The 18,264-nt window shown below is 68.9% G+C and carries 13 protein-coding genes and 3 pseudogenes; 9 read left to right on the top strand and 7 right to left on the bottom strand.

The genetic code is table 11. The features are described from left to right. Positions 1-28: 28 nt before the first annotated feature. The gene (locus tag OHA98_RS40390; protein ID WP_266933246.1) at positions 29-424 is read right to left on the bottom strand and encodes a DUF6415 family natural product biosynthesis protein; all 396 of its coding nucleotides are present in this window, start codon (positions 422-424) and stop codon (positions 29-31) included. A gap of 732 nt (positions 425-1,156) precedes the next feature. Continuing rightward, entirely contained in the window at positions 1,157-4,792 is a 3,636-nt protein-coding gene (locus OHA98_RS40385) for a helix-turn-helix domain-containing protein (RefSeq protein WP_323179718.1), read from the bottom strand. Positions 4,793-5,246: 454 nt separating this feature from the next. Between OHA98_RS40385 and OHA98_RS40380 the strand changes: the two genes are divergently transcribed. Next, entirely contained in the window at positions 5,247-5,582 is a 336-nt protein-coding gene (locus OHA98_RS40380) for an SH3 domain-containing protein (RefSeq protein WP_266933244.1), read from the top strand. Positions 5,583-6,025: 443 nt separating this feature from the next. Continuing rightward, on the top strand, positions 6,026-6,436 hold the full coding sequence (locus OHA98_RS40375; RefSeq protein WP_266933242.1) for a hypothetical protein: 411 nt from the start codon (positions 6,026-6,028) through the stop codon (positions 6,434-6,436). Between the two features lie 205 nt (positions 6,437-6,641). Here the strand turns inward: OHA98_RS40375 and OHA98_RS40370 are convergent. Next, a pseudogene (locus OHA98_RS40370) lies at positions 6,642-7,381 on the bottom strand (IS6 family transposase). A gap of 46 nt (positions 7,382-7,427) precedes the next feature. Between OHA98_RS40370 and OHA98_RS43040 the strand changes: the two are divergent. The 3 genes and pseudogenes from OHA98_RS43040 to OHA98_RS40360 all read left to right on the top strand — a co-directional run. Further along, positions 7,428-7,529: pseudogene (locus OHA98_RS43040) on the top strand (hypothetical protein); the annotation flags it as partial. Positions 7,530-7,620: 91 nt separating this feature from the next. Further along, the gene (locus tag OHA98_RS40365) at positions 7,621-8,631 is read left to right on the top strand and encodes a beta-ketoacyl synthase N-terminal-like domain-containing protein (RefSeq protein ID WP_266933240.1); all 1,011 of its coding nucleotides are present in this window, start codon (positions 7,621-7,623) and stop codon (positions 8,629-8,631) included. Beyond that, positions 8,628-9,629 (top strand): alpha/beta fold hydrolase, encoded by a 1,002-nt coding sequence (locus tag OHA98_RS40360; protein WP_266933239.1) that lies wholly within the window; start codon positions 8,628-8,630, stop codon positions 9,627-9,629. The genes OHA98_RS40365 and OHA98_RS40360 overlap by 4 nt, the downstream gene beginning before the upstream one ends. Before the next feature lie 77 nt (positions 9,630-9,706). On the opposite strand, the gene OHA98_RS40355 is transcribed toward OHA98_RS40360, so the two are convergent. Next, positions 9,707-10,105 carry a hypothetical protein gene (locus OHA98_RS40355; protein ID WP_266933237.1) on the bottom strand — a complete coding sequence of 133 codons (399 nt, stop codon included), beginning with the start codon at positions 10,103-10,105 and terminating at the stop codon, positions 9,707-9,709. Between the two features lie 527 nt (positions 10,106-10,632). Between OHA98_RS40355 and OHA98_RS40350 the strand changes: the two genes are divergently transcribed. Beyond that, complete coding sequence (locus OHA98_RS40350) at positions 10,633-11,739, top strand: phosphotransferase enzyme family protein (RefSeq protein WP_266933235.1); 1,107 nt, start codon at positions 10,633-10,635, stop codon at positions 11,737-11,739. A gap of 148 nt (positions 11,740-11,887) precedes the next feature. On the opposite strand, the gene OHA98_RS40345 is transcribed toward OHA98_RS40350, so the two are convergent. Together OHA98_RS40345 and OHA98_RS40340 are read right to left on the bottom strand one after the other, a co-directional pair. After that, on the bottom strand, positions 11,888-12,409 hold the full coding sequence (locus OHA98_RS40345; protein ID WP_266933233.1) for an NUDIX hydrolase: 522 nt from the start codon (positions 12,407-12,409) through the stop codon (positions 11,888-11,890). 85 nt (positions 12,410-12,494) lie between these two features. Then, the gene (locus OHA98_RS40340) at positions 12,495-13,055 is read right to left on the bottom strand and encodes an NUDIX hydrolase (protein WP_266933231.1); all 561 of its coding nucleotides are present in this window, start codon (positions 13,053-13,055) and stop codon (positions 12,495-12,497) included. 717 nt (positions 13,056-13,772) lie between these two features. Between OHA98_RS40340 and OHA98_RS40335 the strand changes: the two genes are divergently transcribed. Further along, positions 13,773-15,143, top strand: a complete 1,371-nt coding sequence (locus OHA98_RS40335) for a hypothetical protein (protein WP_266933229.1) — start codon at positions 13,773-13,775, stop codon at positions 15,141-15,143. On the opposite strand, the pseudogene OHA98_RS40330 reads toward OHA98_RS40335, so the two are convergent. Next, positions 15,074-16,077 (bottom strand): annotated as a pseudogene (locus OHA98_RS40330) (IS5 family transposase). The gene OHA98_RS40335 and the pseudogene OHA98_RS40330 sit on opposite strands and share 70 nt — an antisense overlap. Between OHA98_RS40330 and OHA98_RS40325 the strand changes: the two are divergent. Together OHA98_RS40325 and OHA98_RS40320 are read left to right on the top strand one after the other, a co-directional pair. Further along, complete coding sequence (locus OHA98_RS40325; RefSeq protein ID WP_266933227.1) at positions 16,037-16,897, top strand: ATP-binding cassette domain-containing protein; 861 nt, start codon at positions 16,037-16,039, stop codon at positions 16,895-16,897. The pseudogene OHA98_RS40330 and the gene OHA98_RS40325 overlap by 41 nt on opposite strands. Then, positions 16,894-18,255 (top strand): MFS transporter, encoded by a 1,362-nt coding sequence (locus OHA98_RS40320; RefSeq protein WP_266933225.1) that lies wholly within the window; start codon positions 16,894-16,896, stop codon positions 18,253-18,255. The genes OHA98_RS40325 and OHA98_RS40320 overlap by 4 nt, the downstream gene beginning before the upstream one ends. Positions 18,256-18,264: the final 9 nt, after the last annotated feature.

Raw genomic sequence — 18,264 nt, 5'->3', positions numbered from 1 at the left:
CCGTCGGCTGCGGTGGCCGGTGGCGGGTTCAGGTGGTCGCGTTGCCCGGGGCGGTCTGGAGGCGGTCGAGGCGTTCGTAGAGGGCGCGGATGAGGCGGGCCCGGTTCTGCACGCAGTGCAGGGTGCCCTGGTGGGGTGTGCTGAGGCGGCGTTGGGCTTCGGCGAGGAGGATCTCGGCCAGGGCTCGGGGGCCGGTGTCCTCGTCCAGGAGATCGGTGTGGTGGCGGACGTCGGTGGCGACGGCACGGGCGTGACCGGTCAGCTGCAGGGCGATCTGCTCGAAGTCGTGCGGGGTGAGGGCGACCCGGTCGGTCCAGGACAGGACCGCGGCGACCAACCGCTCGTAGGGGGCGCGATCCAGGGGTAAGTCCGCACCGTACAGCCCGTGCGGGTCGTGGAGAACGGTGTGCGTGTTCGGTTTCATCAGCCCTCACCCCAGGGGTTTCGCTCAGTCTCCGGCGGCCGGCCGCCACCTGATGATCATTCGCCGCCACCACCCCCACCGGATGGCTCTCCCCCGACTGCAACCCTATGCAACCCCCACCCACCGCTCCGGACCAGGACGGCCGGCCGGGGCATCCGGGCGGGAATGCCGCCCTCGCCCGGCACAAACCAGGAACTGCCGGAGCGGACACCGGCCCGGCCGGGTGGTACGGGACACCGGGACCAAGAGCTGGCGGGACGAGCTCCCCCGAGGAGCGCGAGGTCCTCACCGGGCTCGGTCTGCGGTGGGCGTGACACCGGCCGCTGCGAGTTATTGAAGAGGTGTTTCCATGGGTTCGTAAGGGTCTACCGCCAGAGCCAACGGGCGAACGGCGGATTCCCGGCCATTCGCTAGGAGCCCCGTGGCCACCAGCATGGGCATGAGCAGCCCCCTCGAACCGGGGAGCATGACGAGGCCACATCAAGTGTCAAGCGGCCCATAGTTCCTTGGTCGGTGCTCGGTCATCCGCCCAGGCTGCCAGCCGTCTCTGGGTGCCCTCGTACCGGCTGCGGATAGTCCGCCCGACCCTTCTCGGCTCCGCCCTTCCCCGCCCGGGCGGGGAAGGGCGGAGCCGAGAAGGGTCGGACCGGCGAGGAGTGATCGCCGGTACGACACCGTTCACCATCATGCCCGCTGCCTGTGGACGTGGCTGAGGGGTGGGGTGGGCGTAGGTCAGGGACATACGGGAGAGTGCTTCTGATCCGGCAGATACAGCGACCGCTCGGCCGAGGTGAAATCTCGGTGCAGAGCGCGGCAGATCTTACGCATTGCCTCATTCGGTCCGAGCAGGGACACATTCCGCAGCTGTACTGTCTTGTCATCGCTGCCGGTGGCAATGGTCCGGCCGTCAGGACTGAACGCCACCGAGAAGACCTCCTCGGTGTGGCGGGGGAGGGTGGCCCGGATCGTACGGGTGCCCACATCCCATAGCTGCACTGCCGATTCGTGATTGCCGGTGGCCAGAGTGCGGCCGTCCGGACTGAACACCACTTGAGACTGGCTGCCGGTGAGAGTGGCACGGGTCTTGCCCGACGCCACGTCCCACAACAGCGCTTTCCCGTCCAGGCTGCCGGTGGCGAGAGTCCGGCCGTCAGGACTGAACGCCACCGAGTACACCCCTTCGGTATGGCCGGTGAGGGTGGTGCGCATCTTGCCCGAGGCCACGTCCCACAACCACGCTCTCCGGTCGAGGCTGCCGGTGGCGAGAGTCCGGCCGTCAGGACTGAACGCCACCGATTCCACCTCCTTGGTATGGCCGGTGAGGGTGGCACGGATCTTGCCCGACGCCACGTCCCACAACCGCACCGACAGATCGCCGCCTCCGGTGGCCAGAGTGCGGCCATCAGGGCTGAATGCCACCGAGTACACCCCGTCGGTGTGCTTGGTGCGGATGGTGCGCGCCTTGCCTGACGCCACGTCCCACAGCAGCGCTTTCCCGTCATCGCCGCCAGTGGCGATGGTCCGGCCGTCGGGACTGAACGCCACCGAGGCCACCCCGTATATGTGCTTGGTGCGGATGGTGAGGGTGGTGCGGGCTTTGCCCGACGCCACGTTCCACAACCGCACCGACCCGTCCTCGCCCCCGGTGGCGAGGGTCCGGCCGTCGGGACTGAACGCCACCGAGGCCACCACGCCGGTGTGGCCGCTGAGGATCTTGCCCGTGCTCATGTCCCACAACCGCACTGACCGGTCACCGCTTCCGGTGGCGAGAGTGCGCCCGTCAGGGCTGAATGCCACCGAGTGAACCACCCCGGTGTGGCCTGTGAGGGTGGTCCGGGCTGTTCCCGACGCCACGTCCCACAACCGCACCTGGTTGAAATCACCGGTGGCGAGGGTCCGGCCGTCGGGACTGAACGCCACCGAGTTCACTCCCTCCATGCGGCCTGTGAGGGTGGTCCGGGCTGTTCCCGACGCCACGTCCCACAACCGCACCTGGTTGAAATCACCGGTGGCGAGGGTCCGGCCGTCGGGACTGAACGCCACCGAGTTCACTCCCTCCATGCGGCCTGTGAGGGTGGTCCGGGCTGTTCCCGACGCCACGTCCCACAACCGCACCTGGTTGAAATCACCGGTGGCGAGGGTCCGGCCGTCGGGACTGAACGCCACCGAGTTCACTCCCTCGGTGCGGCCTGTGAGGGTGGCGCGGATCTTGCCCGTCGCAACATCCCACAACCGCACCGACCGGTCCTCGCCCCCGGTGGCCAGAGTGCGGCCGTCAGGACTGAACGCCACCGAGTTCACTCCCTCGGTGCGGCCTGTGAGGGTGGCGCGGATCATGCCCGACGCAACATCCCACAACCGCACCGACCGGTCCTCGCCCCCGGTGGCCAGAGTGCGGCCGTCAGGACTGAACGCCACCGAGTTCACTCCCTCGGTGCGGCCTGTGAGGGTGGCGCGGATCATGCCCGACGCCACGTCCCACAACCGCACCGACCGGTCCTCGCCCCCGGTAGCCAGAGTGCGGCCGTCAGGACTGAACGCCACCGAGTACACGGCACCGGTGTGGCCCGTGAGTAGGTGGCGGAGGGGATGGTCGGCGGCCGCGTTCAGGCTGGCCATGGCTTCGGTCGTGGGGCTGGTCCGGTAGGCCTGGACGGCCAGCAGCGAGGCGAGGTCGGGGTCCGTTTCCAGCAGGGCTGCGGACTGCGCGGCGGTCTGCCGGGACTGGGCAGTCTGCTGTGCGGTGAGGGCAGTCTGCCTCTGCCAGAAGGCAACCCCGGCAGCGAGCAGCGCCAGGGCGAGCATGCAGGACAGGACGGTGTTGAGGCGCCGGGTGCGGCGTGCTGCGGCTTTCTGGCGTTGTTGGCTGGTGGTGAGGAATTCCTGTTCCGGGAGGGTGAGGTCGGATCGTGCCTGGGGTGTTGGGAAGGTTTCTTCGGCGGTGGCGAGTCGGGTGCCGCGGTAGAGGGCTCCGGGGTCGTGGTCGAGGTTGTTCCAGATGTGGGTGGCTTCGGTGAGCTGGCGGTGGATGCGCAGGCGTTCGCGGTCTTCGTCGATCCATCGGCGGAGTCTGGGCCAGGCGGTGATGAGGGCTTCGTGGGCGAGGTCGATGGTGGGGCCGTCGACGGTGAGGAGGCGGGCGGAGGTGAGGCGTTCGAGTACCACGTTGGTGTCGGTGGGGTCCGCGGTGTCGAGTTCGGTGCGGTCGACGGGGCGCCGGGTGTCCTGGGTCCCTTCGCCGGGAGTGATCAGGCGGAGCAGAATACGGCGGGCGAGTACGGCCTGGGCGGGTGTGAGGGTGGTGTAGGCGGTTTCGGCGGTGTGGGTGATGGCGCCGTGGAGTCCGTCGGCGGCGTCGTAGGCGGCTTCGGTGAGGGCTTTGCCTCTGCGGCGGCGCCAGGTTTCCAGGAGGGCGTGGGACATCAGGGGCAGGGCACCGGGTTCGCCGTCGATGTCCTGGAGGATGCGGGCGGTCAGGCCGCGTTCGACGATCAGTCCGCGGGCGGTGGCGGGCTTGACGATCGCTTCCCGCAGTTCGTCCGCGTTCATCGGCCCGACGGGCATGGTGGCGTCGCGCAGCACGGTGATGAGGTTGTGGTGTTCGAGGCACCGGTTGTAGAAGTCGGCTCGGATCGCGATCAGGACGCGCAGTCGGCTGTCGGGGTTGTTGGCGGTCAGGAGCCGGTCGATGAACGTGGTGCGTTCGGCCGGATCCCGGCACAGGGTGAAGATTTCCTCGAACTGATCGACGATCAGCCACGTCGCCGCCCCCTCGTTCCCGCCTGTGGTGGTTGCGGGGTTCAGGTGTTGTTCGTGGGTGCGCAGTGGGTGGGTGCCGGGGGTGATGATGCGCAGTGCTGCGGGCCGTGGGGCGGGTTGGTCGGTGTGGCGGAGGTGGGGTACCAGGCCGGCGCGCAGGAGGGAGGACTTGCCGCTGCCCGACGCTCCGACAAGGGCGGTGACACGGCGGTTGCGGGCCAGTTCGAGCAGGTCGTCGATGAGGTGGTCGCGGCCGAAGAACAGGTCCTCGTCACCCGGCTCGAAGCGTGCGAGCCCCCGGTAGGGGGGTTCGGTGTCCTGGTCCGCCGGGCGGGGCAGGCGCAGGAGTTCCGCGTTCGCCCGCTCCCACCGGTGCTGCCAGTCCGCGGTGTCGCCGCGGCACACGGTGACGTAGGCCAGGAGGACCGGCAGGGTCGGTAGACGCTCGCCCCCGGCGGCCTGCGAGAGTGTCGCCGCGGAGTAGCCGGCCCGCCGTGCCATGGCCCGGTAGGCGGGTGCGCCGGCCTCGTCCCGCAGTTTGCGCAGCTCGTGAGCGAACCGCGCGATGGGCCCGTCCTGCGGATCGATCGGGTTCTCCGGACGCCCCACGTATTTTCCCCGCTCCCACACCGGCCGGCCCTGTGCGAACGGCCACCGTAGGGAAACGGGCGACAGGCCCGCAACGGGGCAGGGGCGAATCGAGCCATCCCGGATACCGATTGATCAGTGCAGCTCAGACGGGCTGCCAATCAACTCCCCACCCGGTGAACTCGAACTCGTCGGGCCGCACACCACCACCCCGGAACACCGGGACGGCCGGCCCGCGAACGAAGAACCCGAACCCGGCGAACCATCACGGCGAGCCGTCACCCGCGGGGTGCGGAACGGGGGTCCGCACCCCGCCCGGAAGGGAGCCCAGGCCAAGGAGCAGGACTCGCCCAAGAACGACTCGATCGAGCAGCCGTCCAGGCTGCCTCTGGAACAAGGAGAAGAAACGATGAGCACACTGAATTCGCCCGTCCGGACTAGGAAGTGGGCCACCGCGGCCGCCGCATCGCTCCTCATGGCAGGCGCAGCCCTCACTGCGACAGCACCCGCGGCCACCGCCGTACCCACCGGATCCAGCGCCTGCCCCGGCGGCGTCGGCTGGTCGAACAAGTCCCCCGGGACGGGCACCGCCAAGGGAACCAGCGCCCAGCTCCGTTCCGGCCCCAGCAAGGACTGCGGCGTCACCTACACGGTCGGCACCGCGGTCGTGCTGAACTACCACTGCTGGGTGAAGAACTCCGCCGGCAACAAGTGGACCCACGTCCGCGTCGACAACACCAACTTCCAGGGCTGGGTCTACAACGCCCGCCTGGACGACGGCGGCTCCGTACACCCGGACAACAAGTGCTGACCTGAGAACACCACCAGCACGTGACACTGCCGGGAACCCCCGCAACAGGCCGTTCCCGGCCGTGTGCGCAAGCAGGACCACCGCTGGATTTGTTCTCGCGTGCCGGCCCGTCGACCGGGCGCACGACCGGACTGGGTTCCGGTCTCCCCCGGGCGCGGCGTCGGTCGAGACCGGATGACCCGACCCGCAGAGCACCAGGCAGCACTGCCCCACCACAGTCCCGCATCTGCACCTGCCGGCCACATCAGCCCCTGCGCTGCTGCTGGCGCGTGGCCGGCGGGCAGAACAACAGCCTCCAGTGGAGGAAGAGAAAATCGAATGGCACCCACGGCAAAGCGCGTTTCAACCATGGGAGGAGCGAGGAACAACACGACCCCTCGATCCGGGTCGTCAGGTCTAGCCCCCACTCGTTTCCTGCACTGGCCTAAGGAAAGGACCCACCGATGAAGAAGTACGCACTACGCATCACCGTGGCCGCAGTCGCGCTGCTGGCTACGGGAATCGGGACACCAGCGTCGGCCCAGAGCACTCAACCGACTTCCGGTCCGGGCACAACCTACGGGCCCCGCTGCACAAAAATCACCAGTGGGCGCTTGTGCGCCTCTGTCATCGATGCAAATCATGACATCGTAGTCCAGTACGCCAAGAATTCAGGAAAGCGCATCAAGGCTCGAATCGGTTACGAAAGGGCCGGGAAGAATCACTGGAAAGGGTGGTTCTACCTGAAGGCGGGCAAGACCAAGACGAAGCTATGGAATGACGCGTACCCGCAGAAAGGGTGCCCGAAGTTCATCGGTAAGATCCAAGTGAAGGGGCAGCAGACCTTCCAGACGCCGCCCGCTTCCTGCAATTAGCCTCGATCGTGCATGAGTCCTCGCCGGTTCGCTGGCGGGGATTCTACGGTTGCGGGGTGCGGCTTTCCCGAGTTCAGGGCAACGGCTCCTCCGCGAGGCGGAGCTGTCCGGTGGGGTGTCCTCGTCGGGGCGCTGTCACGTTGTTGGGTGTGTGAGTGTCTGATGGGGCGTCGGGGTGTGGTGGGCTTGCGTTTCGGGCCTGGGGTCAGGCCGTGGTGGGCCGGCTTGCAGCGCCGGTGATCTGGTCCCAGATGGCGAAGCGGGTGGTCATCTCGGCGCGGTAGTGGGCGGCGGTCATCAGGTGGCGGCGGGGCCGGAAGTGGGGTGAGATGCCGCTGAACGCGGACAGGAACCGCTGTGCTCCACCGATGCTGCGGAATCCCTTCATCGCGCGTTCGCGCTGGCGGGTGGGCTGGTGGCTGTTCTCCGCCCGGTTGTTCAGGCCCTTGTGGGAGCGGTGCTCGACCGAGGGCGTGACCTCGCGGTGAGCGGCGCCGTAGAGCGGAGCTTGTCCGTGACGACCACCCGCGGCACCGTACGGGTCGTCTTCACCAGACGACGGAAGAATCGCCTGGCCGCGGTCTTGTCCCGCCGGTTCTGTACGAGGATGTCCAGCACCATGCCGTCCTGGTCGACAGCCCGCCACAGGTACTTCTGCTCTCCGTTGATTTTGATGAAGACCTCGTCCAGGTGCCACTTGTCACCAGGCCGGGGCCGGCGGCGGCGCAGCGAATTGGCGTACTGCTGCCCGAACTTCAGGCACCAGCGGCGGATGGTCTCGTAGGAGACGATCACGCCGCGCTCGAGCAACAGCTCCTCGACCTCACGGAAGCTGAGCGGGAACCGGAAGTACAGCCACACGCAGTGGGAGATCACCTCGACCGGGTACCGGTGACCCCTGTACGACGGCGACGCGCTCCCCACGGACGACTCCCCCTCCACCATGATCAACCCGAAGATCATCCCACCCGCTCAGTCAACGTGACAGCACCATCGGCTGTTCTCCGCGATCACCATGAACTGGCGCGGCAGAGCGCTGAACAGCCACGAGGTCGTCGTGCAGTCCATCGCCGCGACCACCACCCGCACCGGTCTCCCCCCCACTCCGGTGACCTGGGCATTGCTCAGATCAACGCCTTCGGCTTCGGAGGGATCAACGCCGTCGCGATCGTGGAGGCCGCCCGATGAGCTCGACGAGTGGCGCACGGATGAGCGTCCCGCATGCCCGGGAGGTCGTCGTCACTGGCATCGGACTGGCGGTGCCCGGTGTCGCGGCGTACGGCGACCTCCTCGGACCGCTGCCCGGCGAGGGCGGTTTTGACCTCGTGACCGGGCTCCGCGGGCGCGAGATGCGCCACAAGGACCGTGCGTCCCGCCTCGCTCTGCGAGCCGCCGAGTCCGCCCTCCGCGACGCCGCCCTTCTGGACGCCGAAGGCGCGTTCACGGGTGCGGCTGACTCGACCGCCGTCGTGGTCAGCACCAACCTGGGCAATGCGGACAGCGTGTGTGAAGCCGCCGACACCATCACCCAAGAAGGCGTCACAGGGCTCAGCCCGCTGAGCCTGCCTCAGACCTCAAGCAACGTCGTCGCCGGCTGGGTGGCCATCCGCTACGGGCTACGCGGCCCCAACCTCACCGTCTGCAACGGCATCACGAGCGGTCTGGACGCCCTCGCCTGGGCCCGGAACCTCATCTCGGCCCACCGTGCCACCGCGGTCCTCGTCGTCGGGGTCGAACCGGCCAACGATGTGGCGGCGAAGCTGCTCGGTGAGCGGTCCACTGACGCGGCGGTCGCCGTCGTCCTCGAACCGTCGGACACGGCCGCTGACCGTGGCGCCCGCCCGCGCGCCGCGATTGCCGGCTACGCACGGGCCCGCGATCTCGCCGAAGCGCTGGCCACCGCCGGTGCAGCGGGAGAGGAACCCGTCGACCTGTGGCTCGGAAACGAGGCGAACACCGGGACGAAGCTGCTCGGAGCCACGCATCGAATCGACCTGGAAGCCCAGCTGGGCCCCCTGTCCGGGGCTCTGGGAGTCCTCCAGTGCGCAGCAGCGGCCGCCCACCTGGACACGGGCGCCACCGGGCACATTGTCGCCACGGCCGGGGGTCTGCACCACGACGCGGCAGCAGCCCTGTTCCTGACCACGCCACCGACCACTCGTCCATCCACGCAGAAGCCGGGGGAACACCTATGAGCGGCGCGACCGTGACCATCGAGGATCTCCGCTCCCTGATAGCCGGAGTACTGGAGATCGAACCCGACGAGGTCGCCGACCAGGCGCACTTCACCGACCAGCTCGACATCGACTCGCTGCTGATGCTCGAGATCTCCACCCGCGTGGACAACGCGTTCGACGTCCCGGAGAACACCGTGCTCACCAGCGGGGCCAGCACCCTCGCCGAACTGCACGCCGCCCTCACTGCACAGCTCCCCGCCAGGGCGGCGGCTCACCCGCTCATCCGCCCGAGAACCCTGAACGATCCAGCGGTGCGCCTGTTCCTGTTCCACCACGCCGGTGGGTCGCACTTGCTCTACCGGGGCTGGGCGCAGCACTTCCCCGAGGACTGGGAGCTCTGCCTCCTTGAGGCCCCCGGCCGGGGTCAGCTGCAGGCGCTCCCGCTGATCGACGACTGCGACCAGCTGGTCGACTACTTCCACACCGCGATCGCTCCGCTGCTCGACCGGCCTTTCGGGTTCTTCGGGCACAGCATGGGCGCGCTCCTGGCCTACCAGCTCACCCGCCGACTGCACCACGAAGGGGGCCCGATCCCTGACTGGGTGGGGGTGTCCGCCTACGGCATCCCGCGAGAAGCAGCAACCGACGAGGTCCGCCCCCACCTCATGTCCGACGGCGAACTGCGCCGCTGGCTACGAGACGTGGGCGGCAGCACACCTCAACTGCTCGACGACGAATCCGTCTGGAGCACGTTCGCCCCCGTGTTCCGCAACGACTTCAAGCTGCTGGACACCTGGACACCTCCGCGCAGCCCCGAGGCGCTGCCCGTTCCGCTGTCGGTGTTCGGGGGCAGCGGCGACGAACTGGCCAGCGAGGAGAGTCTGCTCTCCTGGCAGATGGCCACCACGCGCTTCCGCGGGCTCCAGCGGTACGACGGCAACCACTTCTACCTGATGAGCCACCAGCAGCCGCTGGCGGCCGCTGTCACGGCCGCCATGCGATCGGCCACCGCATGAGCCTCCTCGCACCACCACGCCATCCGGCCGGTCAACCCACCCGACGCGGTATCCGCCCAGGGCTGGAGAAGGGGTACTCAGGCGTCGGGGTCAACGTCGGGGTGCGTGAACCGCACGGGCTTGCCCAAGGAGCGGGCGTAGGCGATCTCGGCCCGGGTGCTGTCTCCGATGTAGTCGCCGACCACGAGCACCTCATCAGCCAGCAGGATCTTCGACCGGTGCAGTTCGTCAAGGCGGTCTTTCAGGGCCTCGGCCTCAACGGGGTCGGACCACAGGGGGTGAGGCGTCTTCAGGTCGCAACCGGGCTTGACGACGATGCCTCCCCTGGGCTCTGCGTACGTCTCCCGCAGCTCTGCCTCCGCCATCTCGGCCATGAAGCGCGTGGAGCCGCAGATGGCGACGATGCTGGGGAAACCCAGCTGCCTCTTCGCATCGGCGAGCATTTCCACGGGGGTGATGACCTGCGGGGATGACACTGTGATTCCTCCTGGTGGAACGGTCCGACGGATGCCTGCTGAGCCAAGGGACGTAGGCTCCCGAGCTCCCCCGGCGGGAAACGGCAGGGGCACCCGCGCGCCCGCACTCTATGCGAGAGGGCTCACCGCCTGGGGCCGCGGCACCCGCAGGTCGGGCCTGCCCCCAGACCACGTGGTGCCGAACCTGCCGCCATCGCCACGCGCATGCGCTGCCGGATGTCGGCTTCCCTGCCTGCATCAGCGACTCAGCAGACAGCGACGCCGCGGTGCCGTACTGGTCGGCCCGACGGGCGGGGCCGGCACGGACTCGAACGCGCGCCGAAACCCGAACGAGGGAGATGTAACCGGATGACCCCATTGACGCCGTGCCCGGCACCGGGCCTGCGGGCTTGCGGCGCCTCCGCGTCGGCGCAGCCCTGCCCCGGCTGAGCGCCCGAGGCCCCGGGGCCGTGATCTGCCACATGCCCCCCGACAACTGCTGCCGGCTCAGACCCCGACCCATACTTCTGTGCCCCGACGAGGAGACCATGTCCACCGCATCCCGCCAGCCCGCCACCACCCCCGCTCCCACCTCCTCGCCACCTGACCCTGCCGTGGAGGAGGAGCAGGTGGCGGCCCTCGCCGCCACGCTGGAGCTCGCGTACGGGCTCCTGCCGGCCGGCATCAAGCGCATTCCGGAAGGCACCGCGACGGACAACTTCGCGGTCGTAGACCAGAGTGGCCAGCGGCACTTCGCCAAGGTCTACCGCACCCGAGAACTCCGGGCCCTGGAGCTGGAGCTGGCATCCATCGAACTGTCGGAGTACGCCGCCGACGGAAGGGTCGCGACAGCGCGGGCAACCCGCAGCCGCGATCACCAGCTCATCGCCACCCACGGCCACGTGCCGATGTCCCTGTGGTCGTACGTGACGCACACCGAGACTGCCGAGGGAACACTGGCCGGTGCACGGTGGGCGTCGGCGGGCACGGCGATGGGCCGACTGCACAGCCGGCTCGCTACGTACCCCGCCGCCGCACCCAGCCAGGCTCCGGGAGCCGCGGTGTGCGACGTGGGCGCCTCACGGGATCGGTTCAACCGCCTCATCCATGCCTACCAGCACAAGCCCAGGCTCGGGAAGTTCGAGGCGTGGGCACTGCGGGCGACGCGGGAACGGCAAGCCATCATGGCGGGCGTCGAGAAGACACTCGCTTCGCTCCCGCAGCTCACCGTCCAGATCCTGCACGGCGACACGGCCGGCCCCAACGTTCTGTTCAAAGACACCGAAGTGGCCGCGATCGTGGACTTCCGTCCGCCCGCGACCGGGTACCTGGCCTGGGAGATCGCACGTCTTGGTTGTGACCCTAAGAGCGTGCTGGACAGCAGTGCAACGGACTGGCTCGCCGGCTACACCGATCTCACCCTGGCCTACCGGGAGGCCAACCCGAAGGCGTCCGCGGACGACCTCTTGTTCTCGCTTCGCGTTGGCTGTGCCGCGATGCTCTGTTCGGCCTTTCCGCTGTCGGTGCCGGTGGAACGACCGCACCTCGTCGATGCCGCACTTGAGGCATACGGACAGGTGCGCCACAAAGCGGCTCTGGCGCTGCTCGACCGGCTCCCTGCCATGGAGGAGGTTCTACGTGAGGCTCTTCGCTGAGTGGATGACAGCGACGGTCGTCGTGGTTCACGTACGTCGCGATCCCGGCCAGCGAACTCAGGCTTCTTCTCCTCTTTGCTGTAGCCGGAGGACTCGATCGGGGCCGCGGTGGCCGACGCGCCGAGCTCAGGGTGAGAGCGCGCGGCGGTCACCGGGTGAGCTTTTCCACCCGCAGCAGGTCGTCGGGGCTGATGTGAATCGCGGCGACGTCGACGAACCACTGGATCCACACTGGCTCGATGCCCGGCGCGGCCTCGAACTCGGCCCCGCTCATACGTCCCTGGGCATGGACGACCGTCCGGTCCGTCAGCTCCTGCAGGGCGTCGGAGTCGATCCAGCGGACGTTCTTCGTCTCGCGGGCGCTCGGGACGAGCTCGCCGGTGACGGCGGCGTGGAAGACGGTCCAGTCGTGGCCAGTGCCGCGTGCGCCGGGCAACCGGCGGCATCGGTTCTCTCGCCAGCCGCCGGTGATGCGGGTAAGGCCGGTGACGGACAAGCCGAGTTCTTCCTCGACCTCGGCGCGGGCCGCGTCCTCGGGACTTCCATGGTCGTCGATGTGGCCCGCGGCAGGGGCTGTGCCATGCGGGAGGGTGGCACGGTCGAATACCAGGTAACGGCCTTGGTGATCGGTGATGACGATTCCGACCGAGGTGTTGTCGCAGGTCTTCATCGACTCGCTCCGGGGGGGGGAAGTGGCGGTCCGGGAATGCAGCCGCATCCGTGGCACGGCCGGGCCCGAGGTCTCCGGCGCTGCGTCAGCCGACGCGGGCGGTCCGGCTCACCGCACGGGCGATGCGCGGGCCGACCAGCCGTTCGGCATCTGCGAGCGGGACCCACGCGGCACCGGTCACCTCCGCTTCCTGGATCTGCCCCACGTCCGCGCGGTCCGTCGTGAACGCGTACCCCAGGTCGAGGTGGAAGTGATCCGGCTCGCCCTTCTCGGGGCGCGCCGGGACGCGCCCGTACTCGACGTACGCGGGCACTGGATCCGCCAGGGTCACTCCCGCCGGGTCGAGTCCGGTCTCCTCGGCGAGCTCGCGCACGGCCGCGTCAACCAGCGTCGCGTCGGTGGGCTCGAGATGTCCGCCCGGCTGCAAGGTGATCCCGTACGCCCGGTGCTCGATCAGCAGGATCTCGAGGCCGCGACGGACCAGGAGCGCGCCCACCGTCACGTGCATCGGGAAGTTGCGCCGCGAGGCGAAGCCACTGCCGCCCGCGAGTATCCGCAGCGGCGCAGACAGTGCCTCGGTCTCGTCCGGGTATCGCTCCAGGTACGTGGCCAGGGTCTGCGAGATGACGGCGTCAGTGATCGCCACGGGCCACCTCCCTTACAGCCGAGCGGGTACAGGCAGCGAGCAGGTGCACAGTGAGCTCCAGCAGGTGTTCCTGGCGTACAGGGAAGGTCGCACTCTACAAGCCGGGCAGGGGCTCGGGCGGGGCGGCGGGTCCGTGCCGTCACGCAAGCCCGGAGCATCGGCTCTCACTGCAAGTACCCACCCCACGGGCTGCGTTGCCTGTCGGGGTGCGTGACTTCTGGGTGCCGCGCAGGACCACGCCGAGCGGATGCCGGCTCCGTCCGGACAGATGTGCCAGCCCGCCGCCGCCCTCATTCCGGGCGACGCCACCAGCCTCTGCTGCAAGAGCCCTCCGCCACCGCTTCCTCTCTCGAATCGCCCCGCGCTGCCCGCAGGGAACAACAGATCGCTCTTTTCGGCCAAGATCGCGGCCGGCCCTTCCGGTCGGTGGGCGGGGCCGTGGATCACACACCGCCCGTCGGCCCCGGAGAACAGGGGTTCGAGGTTCGGCTGAAAGGCGTGTGCTCGAACTCTGTCCGTTCTCGTTGGACCGGGCAATCCCCAACACCTCACGAAAGGGGCGACGTTGACGCCTACCGGCTCACGCCGCAGGACCATCCCGCGCGGGCAAAAGGCTCGCGATCGCGACGCGGTCATCGCCTGCGTGCCCTCGTTCCGGCAGCTCGTCCGACGAACGCTGCCGGATCTTCAAAGTCTCGCTCCAGCGGTGGTGAGTGCATGAAGGACTCACCCGAGGATGGCGCGGACGCATCGGACGAGGCGCACCTGTCAGCCTCCGAGAAGCTGTTGTTCGGCGGCGAGCTCGCCTACGACGCGGGCTGGAGCCAGCACCACTACGCCTGGCTGAAGCTGAGCCTGAAGGCGATGGCGCTCTCCCTGCCCCGGCAGATCACCGTGGCGGTCCGGCTCGCGCATCAGGCTGATCGGCGGGCGCTGTACACGGTGGCGTTCAGCGAGGTCGGGCGGGGTGTCGCGCAAGCGGCCACCCTGGTCGTGGTGAACGCCTTGCTGGTCGAGCTCCTCTCCGAAGGGGCCATGGAGGAGCGGCTGCGCTCGGCGCTGCCGTCGATGGTCGTGGTGGGGCTGCTCGCGGTCATCGGGTCGGTGCTCACCTCGGTGTCGGGGGCCGCCATCGGGATCCTGGAGCCGAAGACCCAGCGGGTCGCGACAAAGCGGTACTTGGCCCTGGTGGCGCGGGTGGAACTGGAGGCGGTGGAGGACGACGACTTCCACCGGCTGATGGACTCCGCGCAGTACGGTGCCGATTCGGCGCGGAGGATGCTGGGGTACTGCGCAGCGGTGGTCACCGCGGCGATCTCCCTGATCGCGGCGGCCGGCGTGCTGACCGTGCTGCACTGGGCGCTTTTGCCGCTGCTGATCGCGATGGCGGCACCCCGGGCGTGGAGCGCCCTGACGACGACCCGCCACCGGTATACGAGCTATCACCGGTTCATTCAGCACGTACGCGCCTCCCAGCTGATCAGCCGCTTGCTGGTCGACGAGCAGGCGGCCGGGGAGATCCGTGTCCACGATGTCGGGCCGTTCCTGCTCAAGCACTTCCGGGGCATGGCCCTCACCAGTGAGCGGGAGCAGACTCGGCTGGCGAAGATCGGGGTGCGCATCACTCTGGGCGCCGACGCCGCGGCGGGGCTGGCGACGCTGATGACCTACGCCGCGCTGGGACTGCTGCTGTGGCAGGGGCAGATGGCGCTCGCGGTCGCCGGGACAGCCGTGTTCGCGATCCGCACCGGGGCAGCGAGCATTACCGGTCTCGTGGGGCGCGTCACCGACGTGCAGGGCGAGGCCCTGTTCGTTGCCGACCTGGAGACCCTGTGTGAGGAGGCGGCACGGCGCGCCATCCCTACCGGCGGGCGGGATCTTCCGGAGACGGTCGAGGAGATCCGTTTCGAGAAGGTCACCTTCACCTACCCCGGTTCCGACACTCCCTCGCTGGACGAGGTCGACCTCGTCGTTCCTCGTGGGAAGACGGTGGCCCTAGGGCGCGTATCGAGTCGTGATCAAGGGGTGGTTCTCGTGAGGTCTTTGAGCCAGATCATCGAGGCGCGCAGGTGGAGGCCGGCGAGGTAGCTGTCCGGGGTCTTGTCGTACCGGGTGGCGATGCCTCGCCAGGCCTTGAGCTTGTTGATCAGACGCTCGACGGTGTTCCTCTCCTTGTACAGGTCGGCGTCGTGGCTGACGGGCCGGCCGCCCCCGGAGCCCTTCTTCTTCCGGTTGGCGGCCTGGTCCTTCTTCTCGGGGATGACTGCCTTGATGTGGCGTTTGCGCAGGTTGGCCCGGTTGCCGCGGGACGAGTAGGCCTTGTCCCCGGCGACCGCGTCCGGGCGGGTGCGTGGGCGGCCGACCGGCAGACGGACGCGGATCTTCTTCAGCACGGGGATGAACTGGGGGCTGTCCGCGGCCTGGCCCGCGGTCAGGACGAACGCCAGCGGGCGGCACTTGCGGTCGGCGGCGAGGTGGACCTTGCTGGTCTGCCCGCCCCTGGAACGTCCCAGGAGGGCGGCCTTCAGGCGGAGTCTGCGTCGGCGCCGGACACGTCGCCGCTCCTCCCGCCCGGGATCTGCTTCGGCATCCTGCCCGTTTTGTTCTTCGGAGCCGCCCCTTTTGACCTGGCCTTCTCCTCCTCAGCCGCGGCCTTCTCCAGGGCGGTGAGGACGTCTTGGTCCAGGTGCATCCCGGCGGCGTCGTGGTGAGCACGCGCGGTGGTGGAGTCGACACTGACCAGGGACAGGTCCACCTCACCCCGCTTCGCTGCTTCCGCGATCAGGCCCTCCAGCAGGGCCTCGAAGACGCCCGCGTCACGCCACTGCCGGAAGCGGTTGTGCACAGTGGACCAGGCGCCGAACTCCTGCGGCATCTCCCGCCACTGCCCGCCGGTCTTGAACCGCCAGATCACGCCCTCGAACTGCTGCCGCAGCCGCTCGGGGTAGGGGCCGTACTCGCCGATCGGCAGGTACAGCTCGATGAACTCCCATTCCCTGTCAGTCAGTTGCACTCGCGTCACACAAGAAGAACTACCGGTCCAGGCCCCGCCGCGAGGGCGCTTCCCGCAAATTGATCACGACTCGATACGCGCCCTAGTCGGCCACAATGGAAGCGGCAAGTCGACCCTGGTGAAGCTGCTGTGCGGGCTGCGGATCCCCGACAGCGGGCACGTTCTGTGGGGCGGCGTAGCCACCTCCGACGCTGATCGCGCCCAGGTCTTCGACCGGGTGGCGATGGTCGCCCAGGACTTCTACCGGTGGCCGTTCACCGCCCGGGTGAACATCGGGGCCGGACGCCCCGTAGCGCCGATGGACGACGCAGCCCTCGCCCCGGCCGCCGCGTACGCCGGGGCCGACAAGGTCATCGCCTCCCTGCCCTGGGGGCTGGACACCCTCCTCGCGCGCGGGTACAAGGGCGGGCACGAGATCTCTGGCGGGATGTGGCAGACGGTGGGACTGGCCCGGGCCCGTCACCGCATGGGCCAGGTTCTGATCGTCGACGAGCCGACCAGCGCACTGGATCCCGCCGCGGAGCAGCGGGTCTTCGACCAGATCCACCGGCTGTCCGGCGAGGGACAGACCACCATCCTGATCACCCACCGCCTGCACAGCGTCCGCGACGCCGACTACATCTACGTCCTGGACGAAGGCCGCGTCGCCGAACACGGCACCTTCGCCGATCTGATGGACCCGACCACCGGCACCGGAGCCTTCCGCGACGCCTACGAGCTGCAGGCCGCCCAGTTCCGTGCCCCGTCGCCTTCAGTTCCGGGCCAGACAGGATCGGGCACCGGAGTTGCCGGTACGAAGGCGGCGGCAGAAGGAACGGCTTCCTCGTGAGCAGGAGGGACAGTGCCCGCCCGCGGGCGGAAGGAGCTGAAGGATGGCCCGCGGCGGAGCCGAGTCTGTGGCGGCATGGGGACTTCCGGCTCTACTGGGGCGGCCAGGCTGTGACCGTCGCGGGTTACGGCATCACGACGATCGGCATCTCGGTGATCGCTGTGGTGGACCTGCACGCCTCGACCATGCACGTGGCGCTGATCGCCGTCGCGGGCAAACTGCCCGCGCTGCTGCTGTCCCTCCACGCCGGCGTCCTCGCCGACCGCTACCGCAAGCGGCCCATCATCATCACGTGCGACGTCCTGTGCGCGCTCACCCTGGCCAGCATCCCCCTGGCCCAGTTCGCCGGACAGGTCACCCTGGGCCAGCTGTACGCGGTGGCCTTCCTCGTCTCCGCGTTTCAGGTGGTCGGGAGCAACGCCTCGATCAGCTACCTCCCGACGCTGCTGCGTGGGGAGCAGCTCAAGGAGGGCAATGCCAAGCTCGGCGCGACGAACTCGTTGGCCGACCTCGCCGGGAACAACCTCGGCGGGCTGCTGGTCACCGTGCTGGGCGCCGCCCGGGCGATCGCCGTGGACGCTCTCTCGTATCTGGTCTGTGCCTTCTGTCTGCTGACCATCCGCCACCGTGAGCCGAAGCCGGCACCCCGGCCAGCGGGCAGCAGCCACTGGACGGAGATCCGCGAAGGCCTCGACTACACCCTGCAGACTCCCGTGGTGCGGTCCATCGTCCTGTCGAACGCCACCACGTCGTTCGCCCTGGCTGCCAGTTCGGCACTCTGGTCCCTCTACCTTTTGCGTGAACTGTCCTGGAGTCCCACGGCGCTGGGCATCGTCATGGGCGCAGGCGGGATCGGCGGGTTCCTCGGCGCCCTGCTGTGGCGAAGATGGGAGCGGCGCTGGGGAGCCGGCCCCGTCATGCTCACCGCTCTGACCATCAATCCTCTGGCCCAGATCCCGCTGGTCCTCGTCGGCCCTGGGACCGCTGGCCAGGCCGTCATCGGTGCCTGTCTACTGATCCAGACCGGGGCGGCCGTTGCCCACGGCGGACTGCAGCGCAGCGTGCGACAAGAGCTGTGTCCCGCACATCTGCAGGGCCGCGCCCAGGCCACCGGTGCGTGGCTCGCCTCCGGTCTGCGCCCTGTTGCCGCATTCCTCGCCGGTGTACTCGGCACCCTCCTCGGGCTACGGTCCGCCCTCGGCGTGATCACCTTCCTGCTCTGCGCCCCCTTGGTGATCCTTTGGCGCTCCCCCGTGCGTGGCCTGCACCCCTCCCCCGTGCCGGCCTTCGCCACGGAACCAGGAGTCGTGACACAGATCCCGCCCGCCGGAGCCGGATCTTCCTCATCCACCCCATGAAAGGTGCCT

Source organism: Streptomyces sp. NBC_00654 (genome assembly GCF_026341775.1).
GTDB lineage: Bacteria > Actinomycetota > Actinomycetes > Streptomycetales > Streptomycetaceae > Streptomyces.
The sequence above is the reverse complement of the archived record's forward strand: the minus strand, read 5'-3'. Positions and strand labels throughout refer to the sequence as shown.